The sequence below is a fragment of the Heyndrickxia oleronia genome, assembly GCF_017809215.1.
In the GTDB taxonomy this organism is placed as follows: domain Bacteria; phylum Bacillota; class Bacilli; order Bacillales; family Bacillaceae_C; genus Heyndrickxia; species Heyndrickxia oleronia.
Map to the genome: position 1 here is coordinate 3,373,340 of NZ_CP065424.1, position 18,947 is coordinate 3,392,286.

General features: G+C 32.6%; 17 protein-coding genes. 4 read left to right on the forward strand and 13 right to left on the reverse strand.

From position 1 onward, the window contains the following. Positions 1-12: 12 nt before the first annotated feature. The 8 genes from I5818_RS16835 to I5818_RS16870 all read right to left on the reverse strand — a co-directional run bounded on the left by I5818_RS16835 (position 13) and on the right by I5818_RS16870 (position 7,519). Entirely contained in the window at positions 13-798 is a 786-nt protein-coding gene (locus I5818_RS16835) for an SDR family oxidoreductase (protein WP_078111411.1), read from the reverse strand. A 262-nt stretch (positions 799-1,060) separates the two neighbouring features. Next, the gene (gene ptsP / locus I5818_RS16840; protein ID WP_071976569.1) at positions 1,061-2,779 is read right to left on the reverse strand and encodes a phosphoenolpyruvate--protein phosphotransferase; all 1,719 of its coding nucleotides are present in this window, start codon (positions 2,777-2,779) and stop codon (positions 1,061-1,063) included. Then, entirely contained in the window at positions 2,779-3,045 is a 267-nt protein-coding gene (locus I5818_RS16845) for a phosphocarrier protein HPr (RefSeq protein WP_058002448.1), read from the reverse strand. The genes ptsP and I5818_RS16845 overlap by 1 nt, the downstream gene beginning before the upstream one ends. 170 nt (positions 3,046-3,215) lie before the next feature. Further along, the gene (locus I5818_RS16850; protein ID WP_078111412.1) at positions 3,216-4,517 is read right to left on the reverse strand and encodes a hypothetical protein; all 1,302 of its coding nucleotides are present in this window, start codon (positions 4,515-4,517) and stop codon (positions 3,216-3,218) included. After that, the gene (locus tag I5818_RS16855) at positions 4,484-5,677 is read right to left on the reverse strand and encodes a DUF58 domain-containing protein (protein ID WP_078111413.1); all 1,194 of its coding nucleotides are present in this window, start codon (positions 5,675-5,677) and stop codon (positions 4,484-4,486) included. Before I5818_RS16855 ends, I5818_RS16850 begins: the two co-directional genes overlap by 34 nt. Next, entirely contained in the window at positions 5,677-6,618 is a 942-nt protein-coding gene (locus tag I5818_RS16860; RefSeq protein ID WP_260838812.1) for an AAA family ATPase, read from the reverse strand. The genes I5818_RS16855 and I5818_RS16860 overlap by 1 nt, the downstream gene beginning before the upstream one ends. Before the next feature lie 101 nt (positions 6,619-6,719). Then, positions 6,720-6,914 (reverse strand): hypothetical protein, encoded by a 195-nt coding sequence (locus I5818_RS16865; RefSeq protein WP_058002445.1) that lies wholly within the window; start codon positions 6,912-6,914, stop codon positions 6,720-6,722. Positions 6,915-6,961: 47 nt separating this feature from the next. Further along, the gene (locus I5818_RS16870; protein ID WP_078111414.1) at positions 6,962-7,519 is read right to left on the reverse strand and encodes a hypothetical protein; all 558 of its coding nucleotides are present in this window, start codon (positions 7,517-7,519) and stop codon (positions 6,962-6,964) included. A 268-nt stretch (positions 7,520-7,787) separates the two neighbouring features. On the opposite strand from I5818_RS16870, the gene I5818_RS16875 reads away from it, so the two are divergent. Both I5818_RS16875 and I5818_RS16880 read left to right on the forward strand, forming a co-directional pair. Further along, a complete protein-coding gene (locus tag I5818_RS16875) occupies positions 7,788-7,979 on the forward strand; it encodes a YkvS family protein (protein ID WP_058002443.1) in 192 nt (63 codons plus the stop codon). A 305-nt stretch (positions 7,980-8,284) separates the two neighbouring features. Continuing rightward, positions 8,285-8,896 carry a CPBP family intramembrane glutamic endopeptidase gene (locus tag I5818_RS16880; protein ID WP_058002442.1) on the forward strand — a complete coding sequence of 204 codons (612 nt, stop codon included), beginning with the start codon at positions 8,285-8,287 and terminating at the stop codon, positions 8,894-8,896. Positions 8,897-8,998: 102 nt separating this feature from the next. Here I5818_RS16880 and I5818_RS16885 read toward each other — a convergent pair whose 3' ends face one another. Beyond that, entirely contained in the window at positions 8,999-10,045 is a 1,047-nt protein-coding gene (locus I5818_RS16885) for a YkvI family membrane protein (protein ID WP_058002441.1), read from the reverse strand. 293 nt (positions 10,046-10,338) lie between these two features. Here I5818_RS16885 and I5818_RS16890 point away from each other — a divergent pair, with 293 nt between their 5' ends. Further along, positions 10,339-12,480 (forward strand): ATP-dependent Clp protease ATP-binding subunit, encoded by a 2,142-nt coding sequence (locus I5818_RS16890; RefSeq protein WP_071976564.1) that lies wholly within the window; start codon positions 10,339-10,341, stop codon positions 12,478-12,480. Between the two features lie 318 nt (positions 12,481-12,798). Here the strand turns inward: I5818_RS16890 and I5818_RS16895 are convergent, their stop codons facing one another. Both I5818_RS16895 and I5818_RS16900 read right to left on the reverse strand, forming a co-directional pair. After that, the gene (locus I5818_RS16895; RefSeq protein WP_078111420.1) at positions 12,799-14,499 is read right to left on the reverse strand and encodes a M3 family oligoendopeptidase; all 1,701 of its coding nucleotides are present in this window, start codon (positions 14,497-14,499) and stop codon (positions 12,799-12,801) included. A gap of 86 nt (positions 14,500-14,585) precedes the next feature. Beyond that, positions 14,586-15,017, reverse strand: coding sequence for a MarR family winged helix-turn-helix transcriptional regulator (locus I5818_RS16900; protein WP_058002438.1), 432 nt, complete (start codon positions 15,015-15,017; stop codon positions 14,586-14,588). A gap of 201 nt (positions 15,018-15,218) precedes the next feature. On the opposite strand from I5818_RS16900, the gene I5818_RS16905 reads away from it, so the two are divergent. After that, positions 15,219-16,718 carry a PAS domain-containing sensor histidine kinase gene (locus I5818_RS16905; protein WP_209391791.1) on the forward strand — a complete coding sequence of 500 codons (1,500 nt, stop codon included), beginning with the start codon at positions 15,219-15,221 and terminating at the stop codon, positions 16,716-16,718. Positions 16,719-16,815: 97 nt separating this feature from the next. On the opposite strand, the gene I5818_RS16910 is transcribed toward I5818_RS16905, so the two are convergent. Then, the gene (locus I5818_RS16910; protein WP_058002436.1) at positions 16,816-17,094 is read right to left on the reverse strand and encodes an aspartyl-phosphate phosphatase Spo0E family protein; all 279 of its coding nucleotides are present in this window, start codon (positions 17,092-17,094) and stop codon (positions 16,816-16,818) included. A gap of 253 nt (positions 17,095-17,347) precedes the next feature. Next, the gene (locus I5818_RS16915) at positions 17,348-18,811 is read right to left on the reverse strand and encodes a PAS domain-containing sensor histidine kinase (protein WP_235849733.1); all 1,464 of its coding nucleotides are present in this window, start codon (positions 18,809-18,811) and stop codon (positions 17,348-17,350) included. Positions 18,812-18,947 lie beyond the last annotated feature (136 nt).

Genomic DNA, 18,947 nt, shown 5'->3' on the forward strand with positions numbered 1-18,947 from the left:
TTTCAAAAATCATTAAATTGATTTAATCTTTCCACCATCTACAAGGAAACTACTTCCTGTTACATAAGAGTTCGCTTCAGATGCTAAAAATACAACCATATTCGCAAACTCCTCAGGTTTACCATAACGTCCTAATGGAATGGTTTCTTTTTCACTTTCTTCTATTTCTTCAATAGTTAACCCATTTTTCTTTGCATTTAATTCATCTAAATGTTTCACACGGTCAGTGGCAATTCTTCCAGGTCCAACCGTATTTACAAGAATATTATATTTAGCTAATTCCATTGCTAATGTTTTAGATGGACCTACAATTCCTGTTCTGAATGTGTTGGATAGAATTAGCCCAGATATTGGTTCTTTAATAGACGACGAAGCTATATTAATAATTTTTCCACCATTACGCTTCAAGAGTGGTAATGCCCCTCGAATAATACGTATGTAAGATAGTAAATTAAGTTCAAATGATTGTTGCCACTCATCATCTGTCAGATCTTCAAAACTTCCTGCTGGAGGACCACCAGCATTATTGATTAAAATATCCAATGCTCCATATTCTGTTGATAACTTTTGAATCATCGCTTCAATTTGATTTGGTTTTGTAATGTCACAACCAATATAGTCAACTTTCGCATCCCCTAGAGAAGAAAGCTCTTCTTTAACTATTTTTAATTGATCCACATTACGACTTGCAATTAGAACATTTACTCCTTCTTTTACAAATCCTTCTGCTATTGCCTTTCCCAGGCCTTGACTTGAAGCCATAATTAATGCTGTTTTTCCTTTTAATCCTAGATCCATCCAACATTCCTCCTTTCTTCTCAGTATAAACCAAGCATACGGAAAATTTCATCTATTTGAATTAATACAGTAAACAGTAATGATTAGATAAGAATTTAAACAAAAAAAGACAGATGATTGAATAATCATCTGCAAGTATAAAAAAAGGGGGAAAAAATGAGAAAGAAATGGTACCTCAAGTTACCAGTAAATTAAGTTCCTCGAGATATTTATTTTTACCACCCTTTTAATCGTATTAAACCTTTTTTCTTTTACAAATCAATTACATGGATGTAACTTTTTTTACAGCTTCAATTACCTCATCATTGGTTTGAAATTGTAAAACTTGCTCAGCTAACTTCTCCATATCCGATTTATTCAATCCACGAATTTGTGAACGAGCTTTTAAGATTGAAGAAGCACTCATAGAGAATTCATCTAACCCAAGACCTAGAAGAATCGGAATTGCAATTTCATCTCCGGCCATTTCACCACACATACCTGTCCATTTACCTTCCTTATGGGAAGCATCAATGACCATTTTAACTAGACGTAAAATAGCTGGGTTATATGGTTGGTATAGATAAGAAACTTGTTCATTCATACGATCTGCAGCCATTGTATACTGAATTAAATCATTTGTACCAATACTAAAGAAATCAACTTCCTTAGCAAATTGATCAGCTAGTACAGCTGTAGAAGGTATTTCAACCATTATTCCAACTTCAATTTGGTCTGAAACAGGTATATTTTCGGAAACAAGCTTCTCTTTTTCCTCTAATAAAATTGTTTTTGCTTGGCGGAATTCATTTAAAGTTGCAATCATTGGGAACATAATTTTTAAGTTTCCATAAACACTGGCACGTAATAACGCGCGTAACTGTGTACGGAACATATCTTGTTCTTCTAAGCATAGTCGTATAGCTCTGAAACCAAGGAATGGATTCATTTCCTCTGGTAATTTAAGATAAGGAAGTTTTTTATCGCCACCGATATCCAATGTACGAACAACGACAGACTTACCTTTCATACCTTCTAAGACTTTCTTATAAGATTCGAATTGTTCCTCTTCAGTTGGAAACTGGTCTTTTCCCATATACAAAAATTCTGTACGATATAAGCCGACAGCTTCCCCGCCATTTTCCACTACACCCTGCAGATCATTTGGTGTACCAATGTTGGCACCTAGTTCAACATGATGACCATCTTTTGAAACGGTTTTTTCATTCACTAGCTTCGCCCACTCGGCTTTTTGAATTTCAAACTTTTCCTTTTCTTTCTTATATTGCTCCACAATTTCTGGTGTTGGATTAATATGTACTTCACCGTTTAAACCATCAATAATTACAATATCTCCATTATTGATTTTAGCTGTGACTTCCTTCGTTCCAACTACCGCAGGAATTTCAAGAGAACGAGCCATAATAGCAGAGTGCGAAGTACGACCACCAATATTTGTTGTAAATCCTTTAACAAAATCACGATTTAATTGAGCCGTGTCTGAAGGAGTTAAATCTTCAGCGACAACAACTACCTCTTCATTGATTAAGCTAGGATTAGGAATTTTCACATTTAGTAAATGTGCTAATACTCGTTTTCTAACATCACGAATATCTGCAGCACGTTCTCTCATATATTCATTTTCCATTTGTTCAAACATCATAATGAACATATCGGTTGTATCTTTTAATGCACTTTCTGCATTGACTTTTTCGTTTTTAATTTTATCTTCTACAGAAGTTAATAGCTCTGGATCATTAAGTACAAGAAGATGGGCATCAAAAATTGCTGCCTTATCTGCACCCAATTTTTTATTAGCATGGTCTCGAATGGTTTCTAGTTCAGAAGTTGATGCAGCAATCGCATCTTTAAAACGAGAGATCTCTTTATCAAGATCATCTATCGTTGATTTAGCAAATGTAAGATCCGGTTCGACTAATCGATACGCTTTTGCAATAGCAATTCCGTTAGAAGCTGCTATTCCTTTTAGGATCGTAGACATTACTCAGCTAGACCTTCTTTTTTCAATAATTCTTCTAAGCTGTTTAATGCATCTGCTTCGTCACTACCTTCTGCACTAATAGTAATTTGTGCATCTTTACCAATTCCAAGAGACATGACACCCATGATTGATTTTAAGTTCACTTGTTTTCCGTTATACTCTAATTGGATTTCAGAATCAAATTTACTTGCTGTTTGTACAAGTAATGTTGCTGGACGTGCATGGATACCAGTATCTGCAATAACTTTGAATTGTTTTTGTGCCATTATAAAAACTCCTTTATCCTATTAAATGATTAATGTTTCTCCATATTAAAATAAATGACCTAATTTATTTCGTCAATAATATTTTATATGAACAAACTAGATTTTCCAAGTTAAAAGAATAACACTCCTTTTTCATGATGACAAATCAATTGCTCAATAGTAGTATTACATTATTCTGAAAGGTTATGAATTCCATCATCTTGATTTTTACTTGGCTTTATTTCTTTAAGCTGTGCCTTAATACTTTTGTATTCAGTTAAAAATAAATCTACATCCGTTGCAGAAATTTCTTCCTTCCCGTATCGAACCTTTTCATATATTTCAATCCACTTATTTGTACAATTTATTTCTATTCGAATAAACCATTCTCGTGCAGATTCTGAGGTGTATCGTCCTAACTTTTTCTTCAAAGCAAGTCTCTCCAAATCATTTACACTTTTTCTAATTTGATGTGATGATTTTGAATAATTAGGATTAATTAATACCTCTGATGAAGGATTAGTGGCTTTCTTAAATAATTTCCTAATGGTTAACTCCTTTCCATCATTCCTCTCTTCATTAGATACTTGAAAACGACGGAACTTAATAAATGCCCAAATCGCGAAGAGGACAAAAGCTATGAAGATGATTAAATAAAAAATACTGCTATCTGGTTCTATTCTTTCAATGACACTTTTCCCTTGTTCAACCGTTGGTTCTCCATTCATGTTTTCCACTTTCATTTTCTCATATCCCGTGTCTGCATTATCTTTAACTAGATCAAAGAATTTAGATAAAATAGGGCCAACCGTAATAGCTACTCCGCTAAAAATAAGAGAAATTATTGAAAGAAAACCTAATCTTATCGGTCCACTTAATAAGGTTAAAACAACGGCGACTCCAAGAGGTATAATAAATATAATGACTGCCATAAGAAACATCGGTGAAACTCTTTTAAAGTTAACTTGGAAATAATTCTTAATAAAAGTTCCATAAGTTAATAAAAAAAGTTGTAATAATATAAATAATAATAGTGAATCATTTTGTACAAACTCTAAATACATTCCAATTCCATACATGGTTACACCGACAAGGATCGTTGTTAATAGTAATCCATTTCGATTATCAAAATATTCATCATCAAAATCCTCTGGCAATAATTTATAAAGTCGCCATTGACTAAAGATAACCATAATGATCATTGCCCATATTGGGATTCCGGTAATTAGTGAAGCAATAATCATAATTGGTATAGAAATGATATAGTAAAGTTTTTGAACTCTTTGTTTATTACCGGCTGTTAGGATGAAGGTAATTATTAGTGCTCCAATCATAATAATTAAAAATGCCCAACTGATTGTAAAGACATGATTATTTAAACGAACAGGAAATAACAAGATCGCTAATAAAATTGCCTCACTAATGAAAGTTTTTAAAACTCCCCAAATCCAAATCCAATTTATCCGCTTCTTTTGCATGGCACCTGACTCCATTCTTTCATTACTCCTTGTCCATTGGCATTTTCCAATTCAAAAATGGTTGATTTTTTCATTTTTAAAGACAATAGAACATTGTTACTGGCAGTATTTTGATTGCCAATATAGATGATAATTGGGACAGAAGAACCTCTTTTTTCAATATCCTTTAACATTAAATGTGGTGGAAAAGGAAAGGAGTGGATAGAAAGCATAGAAAGTATTTCAAATGCTTTTTGTCTCTGAATTCTTCCTTCACCTTCGGAAAGATAAAAATAAGGAATGTCACTATGGGTGCGTATATTTATAGCAACTGCAAAAGGTATGTTTTCCTTTACTGCATGTTCAATTAAAAAAGCTGTATAACTAATTAATTCTTCCAAATCACGATTAATGGAATGTCCTTCTGAAATATTCAAAATTAATAGCCAATGCCTAGCTCCTGAATGTGGGAATACCTTTGTTTGTAGCTGCTGCATTCTTGCTGTTGCTTTCCAGTGAATATGCTGAAAGGAATCTCCTTTAATATACTCCCGGGTTCCAACCGGTTGGAGTGGATCAAAAAATAGCGAATTCCGGACATCCTGATAACCATGAAATAAGACAGAAGGTTCTTTGAGTGATTGGACTATCTTTCTATTTGGATAAACTAATTTTTTCTTTTTAATAATACCGTTGTAATTCAAAATGATGGCCCCACTTCCAAATAAGTGGTTAACCTTTATTTCAAATTTATAGATATGTGAAATGCCTCTTTTTACCGCTGAAAAAGGAACTCTCACCTCGACCTGTTCATTCGTCCATGCCTTGAAGGGAATAGAAATTTCTAAAAAAGACCGATTTTTAACATATGGATAAGTGGTCGGTTCAATACAATCATCAAAAGCAATATTTAAGCTTCCTTTTACAATAGGAACCCCTTTATTTTTAAATGTAAATAGCCATGCACCTTCATCGTCTATGTTCATTCTTGTTATTTCTTTATCATTTTCTAAATGTAAATCTCGTCCGAGCACAGAAATATAGGCATGATGAATAAATAAGAGAATCACTGCGGTTAATAGAATAAAAAGTAGCCATTTATCCCCAAATAAAAAGGTTAATATAATGAGAATGATTAATGTTGAACGGGCAAAATTTAAATTTCGGTTAATAATTACTTCTTTTCTCCATTCCATTACACCACTCCTGACTCAACTGGAGTTGGAACTTCCTTCATAATCTCTTCGAAGATATCTTCAATTGTATTTGTTAAAGATGCTTCAATGGATAAATACAAACGATGCTTTAACACGTATGGTGCTACAACTTTCACATCGTCTGGTGTAACATACTCACGACCATGAATAAATGCATGTCCTTGACTCGCTTTTAGCAAGGCAAGTGCTGCCCTCGGGCTAGCCCCATGTTCAATTGCAGGATGCTGTCTAGTTTGTCTAATAATTAACAGCATGAATTTTTCGACATCTTCATTTACAAGAATGTTTTTTACATTCTTTCTAAGTTCTACAAACTCTTCTCTTGTTAAAATTGTCTTTACTTGTGTTAAAGGCTCATTACTTTGAAATCTTCTTAAAATATCCCTTTCTTCTTCATATGTAGGATAACTCATCGAAATTTTCATTAAAAAACGATCTAACTGTGCAGCTGGGAGCGGAAAGGTTCCCTGTTGAGATTCTACAGGGTTCTGTGTAGCAATGACCATAAATGGCTCATCTATAATAATTGTTTCACCATCGATAGTGACTTGACGCTCTTCCATTACCTCTAACAGACTGGACTGGGTTCTTGGAGTTGCCCGGTTAATTTCATCAGCTAAAAGAATGTTCGTCTTAACTGGACCAATACGTAATTCAAATTCTTGACTTTTAGGATTAAAAAACTGAATGCCCGTTACATCTGTAGGTAATACATCTGGTGTAAATTGAATTCGTTTGAACTCTCCATCCAAAGATTTAGCAAAAGTTTTAGCAAGGAGTGTTTTTCCAGTACCTGGTACACTTTCTAGTAATATATGCCCGCCTTGCAAGAGAGCAATAGTTAATAATTCGATATCTTTTTCTCTTCCGACCATAACTTTGGATACTTCTTGTTTTAATAAGAAAAGTTTATCCTTCAATTTTAATCCCCCTTTTTATCTGTATAATATAAATATACTAAATTTTTCAAAATAAGTAAAAAAGCAGCCACAAAAAAGAAGATACTTCACAAAGTATCTTCTTAACTCCTAGCATCTTCCAAATATTTATAGATTACATGACCGTTTCTTTGGGCAATCCCACGAAAGTGTTTAAAGTCTTCTTGTTCTACTAAAATCTTCCGAAAATCATAGAAATCTTTATTATCAATATATAACTCTGTTAATTCACCTTTACGTAATTGATCAATTGAAGCATTGATTTCTTCTTCCGTCAACTATCTCACCTCAATACAAGTTTAACAAAATATCTAAGAAGATTATATCATTCCTCATCTATATCAACCAATTTCCCACCATGGGGAGCGACATAATCCCTGAGCATGTTTTTCATGTTTGCAGAAAATCCATTAAAAGGAATATTATATGTACTTCCATCAATCAAATTCAATTGAATTCTCAATGGTGAGTTTTCATTTGCTTTATACACGTATTGAATCTCCTCTATTTTATCCCAGGGAATAAAAGAATGCTTTCCTAAAGAGGAGAATTCATTCATTGTAAAACCATCCTTTTGTATATAGAAATATTCATCAACTGATAAAATCAAAAACGTGATACTAATTAAACACAAAAAAATTGCCATTATTCTTAAAATCCATTTTTTGAAAATAAATAGTATAGAAGCTAATCCTAAAAAGAGAAATGCAATCATTCCAAACATATAAAATTCTGTTCCCATTCCAAAATACAAGACATCTCCAGATGAAAATAAAATAATTTTCAACGGCATAATGATAACTCCAGGTAAAAAGAATGCAGAGATAAAAAATAAAATAGCAATACAAATAAAAAAGTAACGAATTTTATCATTATTGATCATATATCATATATCCCCCTCCTAAGGACCATTTAACAATCGATTCTTCATTTTTTGATCTAACATGGTTCCTTAAATTCACTTTACTATTATGAAAAATTAACATAATAACCCCTTGTTTAAATTTTCAAAGTATCTAAAGAACAACGGAACCGTATCACTTTATCTATTTATTCATTATACTTGAAACTTTTCATAAAATGGTGCAAACTGTAAATGAGATGATTGAAAATTTATAATTCATAATTTAATATGAACGGGGGACGTCAGAGTGAAAATAGCCGATGTAGGGAATGTAATTGAATTTAAAGACGGTTTACGTGGCGTTGTTGAAAAAGTAAATGAGAATTCAGTAATTGTTGATTTAACATATATGGATAATTATCGCGAACTTGAATTAGAGGAAAAAACGGTCGTTAATCATAAAAACTATACCGTCATCAAAGAATCTATAAATGCATAAAAACGAAAAAATTGGCTAGATTTAGCCAATTTTTTTGTGGAATGAAGGAAATTGACGGACTTCGCCCCTTTTTCTAGTTAAAACTTTACATAAGCAACAACCATATTTGCAAAAAAGTAACTATTGAAGAGCCTTACTTTTAAATGACATTTTATTCATTCAAACAATGGACATTACATTTATAGCTTGTTTTTGATAAAATGTGTACATTGAAGTATTCTTATATAGAAAAGAACTATTTAATGGAGATTTATCCAAATCCCATAGTAGTCATGTATTGTTATGTCGAGGGGAGTTTCTAACATATGAAGCAAAGCGCAACAGATATAAGGCTTATAATAGGTATATTGTTAGCGCATATCTTATTATTTCTTACTTTTAATGACCGTTCAATTTTTTGGTACATATACACAGCCACCTCTTTACTATTAATTAGCTATTCAATCGTCAGTGATAAATCACATGATGAACAATCAAATGGGAAATATTTATTTCTCGGTATATTATCTGGAGTCGTACTGTATCTTGTGTTTTGGATTGGTGATTGGTTATTTTCACTCTTATCCTCTTATCTAGACAAACAAATAGGAAAGACTTATAAACTACTTTCACCAAAATATATATGGCATTATTTTGTGCTCGTATTCGTTTTGGCTCCTGGAGAAGAAATATTCTGGAGAGGCTTTGTCCAAAAAAGACTAATGTACCATATTCAAGGATGGTTACCTGTCCTTATAACAGCAATATTAAATGCCTCTATTTTCATCTATTCAGAAAACATTATCTTAATCATAGCGGCATTGGTCGGTGGTCTTTTTTGGGGTTCACTTTATTTGTGGAGAAAAAACATTCCACTTTTGGTCGTATCCCATGTCATATTTGATTTATTATTAATCATTGTCCTTCCACTCCACTAATATAGGCTCCAGATAAAAAGATTGTCATTTACGTATCATTTCACATGTATCCTACAATGATTGTGAAGTAATGGCACCATCTTTTTATCTGACAGCCTCATTTCATGCTTTCGTAAACTTATTTTCACTTCGTATCCAAAGTAAAAAAATAAAAATTAAGCTAATATATCCAAATAACGGGTACAATAATGCTAAAAGTGTTCCATAATGCACCTTACTGATTAATGTAACAACTGCAATAATGATCATGTAGATCCATAACGATTTAATAGATAAATATTGCTGGATCTGCTTTCCAAGGCCATAAACATTTCCAATGATAGAGGTAAATATTTCTCCATAAATAATAGCAACATAGATATAATAAATACTTCCAAAAGTATTTTGAACAATAATAGCCATTGGAATTTCAAATTCAGCGACATTAGGTAAAGTAATGAGTGTAAAATGACTAGATAATAGGATTAGTGTTAATAAGCCTCCGCCTATAATACCACCTATCCGTACTACCTTTTTATCATTTACCTCACTAGCAATTGGTACTAATACTGCTTGTGCGAGGATTAAATTTAAAGCAGCATACGAAAAAGGAGATAAAAATAATCTCCAACCATCTTCTACTTTAGGAATCATTAACACTGATTCAAAAAAATTTGGAGTTAAGATTGACTTTGACATGACGATAAAATTAAAAATAATCATCATCGGCACAACAAAAGTATTAACAGCAAATACGCCTTTTGTACCAATTAACATAATAAAAATCGTTAAAAAAATCGTTAAATAGATACCAATATTTTTACTAATACCTAAATGTTCTTGAAACACCGCACCTGCTCCAGAAAACATCACCCCGCATACTCCAAGTAACATCATCATCATAAATACATTCATAAACTTTGAAATGGTTCTACCAAATAAATACTCATTAAATTCTTCATATGATTTGGCTTTTAAATCAATGGCTATCAACATCATTTTTGTACCTAATGCGATAAATAGATAGCCTGCTAATAATATTGATATAATTCCAATAAACCCATAACGTGAAAAAAACTCGACGATTTCTTTTCCTGTAGCAAATCCAGCTCCAATCACTGTTCCAACATAAACAGCAGCCACTTGTAAACCATCAATATATTTCTTCATCAATAATCCCCTCGCAATAAAGTCGCACTACTAATCCATATGTACAAGCATATTCAATTACGACAAGAAAAATATTTTTTGCATTAAACCCATTTAACTCTTATAACTTTTTATTTAGTCAAAAAAGGTCAAAAAAATTATTTACAAATTTAAAAATTGGGTGTATGATGAATCCATAAGGTCAAAGATAGTCAAAATCAAATAACCTTATTTTCTTTTTATCTAATTAGTCAAAGATAGTCAAAATTAACTATTATAACAATTGCATTGCTATTTCAAGGAGGAATGCTATTATGAAATGTCAAAATTGTAATGATCGAAATGCTAATGTTCAACTAAGAGTAAATATAAATGGTCAAACTCAGGATCTACAATTATGTTCTGAATGCTATAAGAAAGAATTTGCGATGAATCATTCACCATTTGGTGGTTTTCCTTCAATGAATGATTTTGAACATTTATTTAAAGGATATAGTCAAGGCGGATCATTGCCAGCGAATAATCAGGGGTTTAAACAACAAACTCAAAGTCGGGGCGGCAATGGTCATAATGGCTTTTTAGATCAATTTGGACGCAACTTAACAAGCATAGCTAAAACAGGATTAATTGATCCGGTAATAGGGCGTGAAGAAGAAATCAATCGAGTGATTGAAATATTAAACCGCCGGAATAAAAACAATCCAGTTTTAATTGGTGAACCAGGTGTAGGTAAAACTGCGATAGCAGAGGGGCTTGCCTTGAAAATAGTTGAAAAGGATGTACCAGCTAAACTAAGAAATAAAGAAGTCTACCTGCTTGACGTTGCCTCATTGGTAGCAAATACAGGAATTCGGGGACAATTTGAAGAAAGAATGAAACAACTCATTACTGAGTTACAAAATCGTAAAAATGTTCTTTTATTCATTGATGAAATTCATTTACTAGTTGGTGCAGGTTCTGCAGAAGGCTCCATGGACGCAGGAAATATTCTAAAACCAGCTTTAGCAAGAGGTGAACTTCAAGTCATTGGGGCAACGACATTAAAAGAATATCGCCAAATCGAAAAAGATGCAGCATTAGAAAGACGCTTCCAACCAGTGCAAGTAAATGAACCTACAATTGAACAATCTATTAATATTTTAAATGGATTGAAAGAAAAATATGAGAAATATCACCAAGTAAGTTACTCAGATGAAGCAATCAAAGCATGTGTCATTTTATCTAATCGATATATTCAAGATCGCTACCTACCGGATAAAGCAATCGATCTAATGGATGAAGCTGGCTCAAAATTAAACTTAACATTAGTGACTGGCAATGAAGAGGAACTTAAGCAACGTCTTACAGAAATTGAGCAAGAAAAACAAACTGCGTTAACAAAAGAAGATTATGAAACAGCTGCAACATTGCGTGATGAAGAAGAGAAATTAGAGCAAATGCTGCAAACTGAAAATAAACATAGTCAGCCTATAGTGGACATTACTCATATTCAAGCAATTATCGAGAAGAAAACTGGTATACCAGTTGGTAAATTGCAAGAAAATGAGCAACAAAAAATGAAAAATATCGAGGAAAACTTAGCCAAAAAAGTAATCGGCCAAGAAGAAGCGGTTAAAAAAGTAGCTAAAGCGATCCGTCGCGGACGTGCTGGATTAAAATCAAAAACTCGTCCAATCGGTTCCTTCCTCTTCGTAGGTCCAACTGGGGTTGGTAAAACCGAACTTACAAAAACATTGGCAGAAGAATTATTTGGTACAAAGGATGCATTGATTCGACTCGACATGAGTGAGTATATGGAGAAGCATAGTGTGTCTAAATTAATCGGCTCTCCACCAGGATATGTTGGCCATGAAGAAGCAGGACAATTAACTGAAAAAGTTCGCAGAAATCCATATAGTATCATATTATTAGATGAGATTGAAAAAGCACATCCAGATGTGCAGCATATGTTTCTACAAATATTGGAGGACGGTCGTCTTACAGATAGTCAAGGACGTACGGTCAGCTTCAAGGATACAGTTATTATTATGACTAGTAATGCAGGAATCGGTATTAAAGAAATTCATGTTGGCTTTGACCAAAGCAATGCTATTAAGGAAACAAGTATACTTGATTCACTCGGCAGCTTTTTCAAGCCAGAATTTCTCAATCGATTTGATAATATTATTGAATTTCAATCATTAGATAAAGTACATCTATTGGAAATCGTTGATTTAATGCTCAAAGAATTGAATGAGACATTATCTGAGCAACAAATCACACTTGAGGTAACAAATGAAGTAAAAGAAAAACTTGCAGAGTTAGGTTACCATCCAGCATTCGGTGCAAGACCTTTACGCCGAGTAATTCAAGAACAATTAGAGGATCGTATTGCTGACTTTATATTAGATCATGTAGAACAAAAAGAATTAATCGCAACGATCGTCGATAATCATATTCATGTTGAATCAAAATAATCTTACAAAAAGGAGAAAAGCGTTTATGCTTTTCTCCTTTTTTATAATGGCTCTTTTCTTAAACATTGTTGCTTTTTAAGTAAAGTTATAACTATTAAATATCGACTGAGGATCGCTACACGTATCAATTTACTAAGAAAGCTGCAATCTCCATAAGAACCGCAAGAATCCTTTATTGGGAGTAATAGCCGGCAGTTGGGCTTTACAAAAGCAACTACCTAAACGAAAACAGCCTTTATAATAAATTTTGCTACTTTATTCGAATAACTCCAATTCCTACTTGTTAAAACATTAAACAAGGACAGCAAAACATTTCACTTATAATTTTTTATCGTCTACTTGATCAAGCCATGTTTGGATCGTACCAATCACGGACTGAACACATCCATCTTCAAATGGGGAAATAAGGTTCGCTTCTTTTACTAGCTCTGTAAAAGATTTACTTCCACCTTGTTTACATAAATGAATATAGTCTTTCCATGCCTCTTCATGATTTTCTTGTGATTTTTTCCAGAATTGAAACGCACAAATTTGCGCTAGTGTATAGTCAATATAATAAAATGGTGATTCATAAATATGACCTTGTCTTTGCCAAAGTCCACCATTCTCTAAATAATCGAAACCATCATAATCACGATGTGGTAGGTACTTCTCTTCGATTTGTTTCCAAGCTTGCTTTCTTTCAGCAGGGGTAGCTTCAGGATTTTCATACACAAAGTGCTGGAATTCATCAACGGCTACACCATATGGTAAGAAGATTAATGCACTACTCAAATGGGCAAATTTATACTTATCTGTATCCTCTTTGAAGAATAATTCCATCCATGGATAAGTGAAAAATTCCATACTCATTGAATGAATTTCACATGCTTCATGTGTCGGCCAATTGTATTCAGGTATTTCAAAATGACGGCTAGAATAAACTTGGAAGGCATGCCCGGCTTCATGAGTTAACACGTCAATATCCCCAGATGTACCATTAAAGTTTGAAAAAATGTATGGTGCTTTATAGTTTTCGATATAAGTACAATATCCGCCACTTGCTTTCCCTTTCTTTGCTACTAGATCCATAAGATGATTATCATTCATAAATGTGAAGAATTCATCTGTTTCTTTTGATAGCTCAGAATACATTTTCTTCCCATTATCAATAATCCATTCAGGCGAACCTTTAGGTACAGCATTTCCAGATAAAAATTGATAACCTTCATCATAAAATTTTAAAGAATCTACACCAATTCTCTCTTTTTGTCGTTTTCTTAGTTCAGTTGCAAGCGGGACAATATATTCCTTCACTTGTTCACGGAACTTCGCTACCATTTCAGCATTATAATCAATACGTGACATTCTGTAATAGCCTAACTCAACGAAATTCTTAAATCCTAATTTCTTGGCGATTTCAGTACGTACCTTCACTAATTCATCATAAATACGGTCGAATTCTTCCGCGTTTTCAACAAAGAACCCAAATTTCGCTTCAATAGCTCTTTTCCTCATATCTCGGTCCTTAGATTCTGTAAAAGGATCAATTTGAGCAAGTGTCCTCTCTTCCCCTTCAAACATAATTTTTGCAGAGGCTATAAGCTTCGTATATTCAGATGACAGCTTATTTTCCTTTTGAGCCAACGGTATAATTTCAGGAGAGAAGGTTTTTAATTGTCCTTCCGCTAAATCAAAGAGCTGCTTCCCCCATTTTTTTTCTAGTTCATCACGAAATTGAGACGATGTTAATGCCTGATAATATTCCGATCTCAAACCTTCGATATGCGGCATAATTTCATCCATATAATCGTTTTCGTTTTTATAAAACTCATCTTCCGTATCAATCGTATGGCGAATATAGCATAGATTAAACATAGTTCCTAACTCATTAGTAATATTATTGATGTTCTTCATTGCTAAGCTTTGTTCTTCCACATTTTTGGCCAGTTTGAATTTTTCAAGATCTGCTCGGAACGCAACCTCCACTTTCTCTATTTCAGGTCTTTTATATGCATAATCTTCAAACTTTACTGTCATAACACACACCCCACATTCAATATTCAAGCCTTTATTTATTCGCCATAACTCATATAAATTCCTCTAAAAAAATAAAAAAAGTATTTCTAATTTGAAATACTTTTTCCGAGTTTTTTTAAAGTATCTATGACCATCTCTTTTTCTGTATCATTTAATACTGACATGATTTGATGAATCCGCTCTTGGTGTTCTGGAAATATCGATTCCATAAATTGTTTTCCTTTTTCTGTTATATGTGCGAATGTTACTCTTCTATCATCTGGACTTGCTACTCGTTCAATATACTCTTTTTTTTCTAGCTTATCGACAACATAGGTGATACTGCCACTAGCAAGAAGAATTTTATCACCTATTTGTTGTAAGGGCTGGTCCCCTTTATGATAGAGTAATTCAAGAACCGCGAATTCTGTCGGATTCAAACCATTTTGTTGAATAAAGGCATTTGTAAATTCATTTACTGCCCGATACGCCCTTGATAATACAATAAATAATTTCAAAGACTGTTGAATATTATCCATAAGATCATTTCCTTCTACAAAATTATAGTCATTATAGGCAAGAGATGGATTCTTGTCAATACTACCGTATAGAACCTATCAGGGTTTTACCTATCATATAAGAATAAAGTATAATTATATCAATGAATAAATGATTAATATTCTTTTGCAGAGTTTTATTATATGATTAATAAATCACATTTTTAATTAGAGGGTCTTACAATGAAAAATAAACGCAAAAAATTCGCTATCTATCTTAGTATTGTACTTGCTCCAGCGATATTGTTCACCACACTTTACGGGATATATAGCTATAAAATGAATGATAAAAAATCATATAGAAATGCCGAGCGCGATGCATCCATCTATCAGAGGCAGATGGATCAAGTGATCGGAGAAACAATTAAGAGTATCGAAGTTTTGGCTATAACCTTTGAATCTAATTTTACCAATACCAATGATGTAAAAACAGCATTAAAAAAGGTCAATGAAAAAGATCCAAGATATGGCGGAATATACTTTTTAGATAAAAAAGGAAATGTGATTACTGGAACTAATGATTATTTAAAACAATACAGTTTACAAAATAAAAACTATTTGAAAACGATGGAATTAACTCATCAAACAGTTGTCTCCGATCAAGTAGAAACACTGTCAAACAATCAAAAAGTCGTTGCTATTGTCACTCCTGTTGTAAAAAATAATGACATTCAAGCTATCATCGTTGCACATATACGAATTGATTATATCGCTAATATTATACAAATGCTTTCACCAAATACATTCGTCCAATTTGAGAGCACAACTGGTATTCCGATATTTTCTACAAATAGTAATTTAGTCTTGGACCCAAAAAAAGGGATTGTAAGGACTTCGCTTGAGAAAGTACCTTGGAGAATTGCCATAGTTCCTAACACTCCAAAGATAAATCCAGTTTTTAATCATACTTTTATTTTCTTTCTAATTATCACCACGATTATCCATGGTTTATATCTGTTTTTACATTCTATTACAATTAAACGACAGACTGCACGGGAACGGATGCAAAATGAAACACAAAAATTAGAGCTAGTTGGGACGCTTGCTGCAAGTACTGCTCATGAAATAAGAAATCCGCTTACTGGGATTAAAGGACTTTTTCAATTATTATCCGAAAAATATAAGGATCCAAAAGATCAATTTTATTTTTCTATTGTGAATAAAGAAATTGATCGGATCAATGAAATTGTAAACGAATTTCTCATACTTGGAAAACCAACTATTCAAAAAATGGAGGAAATCCATTTGGATCAGGTAATAAATGATTTAAATCCGCTAATCTTCTCAGAATCCAACTTATTTAATGTTCATTATTCCTACAAAATCAATTCAGAGAAAATAATTGTATTAGCAACAATGGATCAACTTAAACAAGTAATCTTAAATATTACTAAAAATGCACTGGAATCTATGTCGGTCGGGGGGCAGTTAATAATCAATCTTGATAAAAAGGATGAGGAGGCTATCCTTTCAATCCGCGACAATGGGAATGGAATTTCAGAAGAGGATTTAAAAAAAATCTTCACTCCTTTTTTTACTTCAAAAGAAAATGGGACAGGATTGGGATTAGTTGTATGTAAAAGAATAATAGAATCATTTAATGGAACCATCGAAATAAAAAGTAAAATAAATAAAGGAACGGAAGTAATCATTACACTTCCACTACAAAAAGGGGTTGTCTGATAATTATCAGACAACCTCTTCTTATGATGAAAATGGAACAAAAAATATATATTTATCTAAGAATGTTGGACAGTGATGATAGATATAGTGATAGTTTTTATATAGCCTTTAATATCTGATATTTTTTGACCTTCCAATTGCTCTTTTTCAACTGGCTTCTATATATATGAAATGACACTTCCCTGATAACGTTTGGTTTTTCAGCTTGATGTTGGAATAAATAATGATATTCATTTAAGAGCTCGTCCAACTCCTGACTACAAGTGATGGTTTTTTCATTTGTTAAACCATAACGTTTTCCGAGATAGATCATTTGATCCCTTTTTTGTTGTATTTCTTTTAAAAATCTTTTTCTATTTTTGGTATCACTATACACTTTACATTCTCCTTCGATTATTTTCATAGGTATCTATATCAACTTCGATTCCCTTGTGAATTATCGCAGGTATTTCCATAAATGTAAATAGATTCGCAAAATTAGACATTCTTTTTAATAATCAATTATCATTCAACAAATATTGTTAGTACTTTTCGACATAAACATATTATTTTCTTAATCATTCAACATTCATTTTCTTCTATAAGAAAAACAAAGGGAATATCTAAAAAGAAAAGGGTCTGTCCGATTGTTAGACATTCCCTTTAGAAATGGGTAAATATATATGAAAGGTTGAGCCAACACCGACTTCGCTTTCGACATGAATCCTACCTTTATGATCTTTAATAATTTTAAAGCTTACCATTAGTCCTAGGCCTGTTCCCCTTTCCTTTGTTGTATAAAATGGTTCACCTAATTTATTTATTTTATCCTTCGGGATCCCTTCGCCTTCATCCTGAATAATTACATGTATTTCTTCCTCATTATCTCTTTTAATTTGGATACGAATATTTCCCCCATCTTGCATTACTTCTATTGCATTTTTAATAATATTTATAAATACTTGTTTCATTTGGTTTGGTTCACAGAAAATTTTGGGCAATGCGGATTCATGGACAAATTCAAATTGAATATTATGCATAAGAGCTTGCCCATGTAATAAATCTAATGTATCCATCATTATTTTTTGAAGATCATGGAATTGAAATTGAATAGCTTGTGGTTTTGCTAGAACAAGAAATTCCGTAATAGTAGATTCAATTCGTTTTAATTCTGAAGTAATCACTTTGAAATATAATGAATGATCTTCTTTTATACTAGATTCAAGTAATTGGATAAACCCCTTTAGTGCAGTCATTGGATTTCGTATTTCATGGGCAATCCCTGCTGCTAATTCCCCTACAACCATTAATGTATCAGATTTTTGTAATTGTTCCTGCAAGGCCCTTCTCTCAGTTACATCTCTGATTACTGTCAAATTTAAATTGGATGCTAAATTGCCTTTAGAACTAATCTCTAAGTATTTATTTATTCCTAAATGTTTGATAGGTAGGATAGAATCTGATGTTCCATTAATCGGCAATTCTTCTAGGTGCTTTTTCATTTCTTGATAAATGGTAGGGTAATGACGATAAATTTCTCTAAAATCCTTACCTATAATCTTATTTTTCTCTATACCGAGTATTTCTGCTGCAATTGGATTCATATCAACTACATGAAAATTCTTATTCCATAGTAACATCCCATCTAGTGAGCCTTCAAAAATATTCCGAAATCTTTCCTCACTGTCTCGTAAATTTTGTTCCATTTGATATCGGTAGCTACTATTTCGGAAAATAGTCATATTATACCCATCAACGAAACTCATTTTCGATGTGAATTCTAGATATTTGAATTGTCCATTTGGCATAAGAAACAACATTTCATCCCTTATTGATTCATTTTCATTGAATCTCTTAAGGATACTTTCTTGTTGATCATTGTTATAAATAAATTCCCATAGCTTTCGTTTTAAAAACTCTTCCGAAGTACATTCAAAAATATTTAAAGCGGATTGGTTAGCCATTAAAATACTGCCATCTTGACCCCAGAACACAATACCGTCGATGGCTTCTTCAAATAAACTTTTAAAAAGCTCGGCATTTTTCTTTAATTTAAATCCCTTTTGACGAGCAATTCGATATTTGCTTTTTAATTCAACTTGCTCATTTGTCACCACATTCCCCCCCTAAACTTCAAGGTATTGCTGTTTTATTGTATAATAAGTTTTTATTAAAGTAATACATATCAAAAGCACTAAATAAGATTACCACTATTTAGAATCATTCTATACAAAGTAATTTCGCTAATAG

What these genes read in the sequence shown, in the direction of transcription:
- I5818_RS16850 (WP_078111412.1), bottom strand. Translation starts at nt 4,517, where the DNA reads ATGGAGTCAGGTGCCATGCAAAAGAAGCGGATAAATTGGATTTGGATT.
- I5818_RS16895 (WP_078111420.1), bottom strand. Translation starts at nt 14,499, where the DNA reads ATGACAGTAAAGTTTGAAGATTATGCATATAAAAGACCTGAAATAGAG.
- I5818_RS16845 (WP_058002448.1), bottom strand. Translation starts at nt 3,045, where the DNA reads ATGGCACAAAAACAATTCAAAGTTATTGCAGATACTGGTATCCATGCA.
- I5818_RS16870 (WP_078111414.1), bottom strand. Translation starts at nt 7,519, where the DNA reads ATGATCAATAATGATAAAATTCGTTACTTTTTTATTTGTATTGCTATT.
- I5818_RS16880 (WP_058002442.1), top strand. Translation starts at nt 8,285, where the DNA reads ATGAAGCAAAGCGCAACAGATATAAGGCTTATAATAGGTATATTGTTA.
- I5818_RS16855 (WP_078111413.1), bottom strand. Translation starts at nt 5,677, where the DNA reads ATGGAATGGAGAAAAGAAGTAATTATTAACCGAAATTTAAATTTTGCC.
- I5818_RS16885 (WP_058002441.1), bottom strand. Translation starts at nt 10,045, where the DNA reads ATGAAGAAATATATTGATGGTTTACAAGTGGCTGCTGTTTATGTTGGA.
- I5818_RS16835 (WP_078111411.1), bottom strand. Translation starts at nt 798, where the DNA reads ATGGATCTAGGATTAAAAGGAAAAACAGCATTAATTATGGCTTCAAGT.
- I5818_RS16905 (WP_209391791.1), top strand. Translation starts at nt 15,219, where the DNA reads ATGAAAAATAAACGCAAAAAATTCGCTATCTATCTTAGTATTGTACTT.
- I5818_RS16900 (WP_058002438.1), bottom strand. Translation starts at nt 15,017, where the DNA reads ATGGATAATATTCAACAGTCTTTGAAATTATTTATTGTATTATCAAGG.
- ptsP (WP_071976569.1), bottom strand. Translation starts at nt 2,779, where the DNA reads ATGTCTACGATCCTAAAAGGAATAGCAGCTTCTAACGGAATTGCTATT.
- I5818_RS16890 (WP_071976564.1), top strand. Translation starts at nt 10,339, where the DNA reads ATGAAATGTCAAAATTGTAATGATCGAAATGCTAATGTTCAACTAAGA.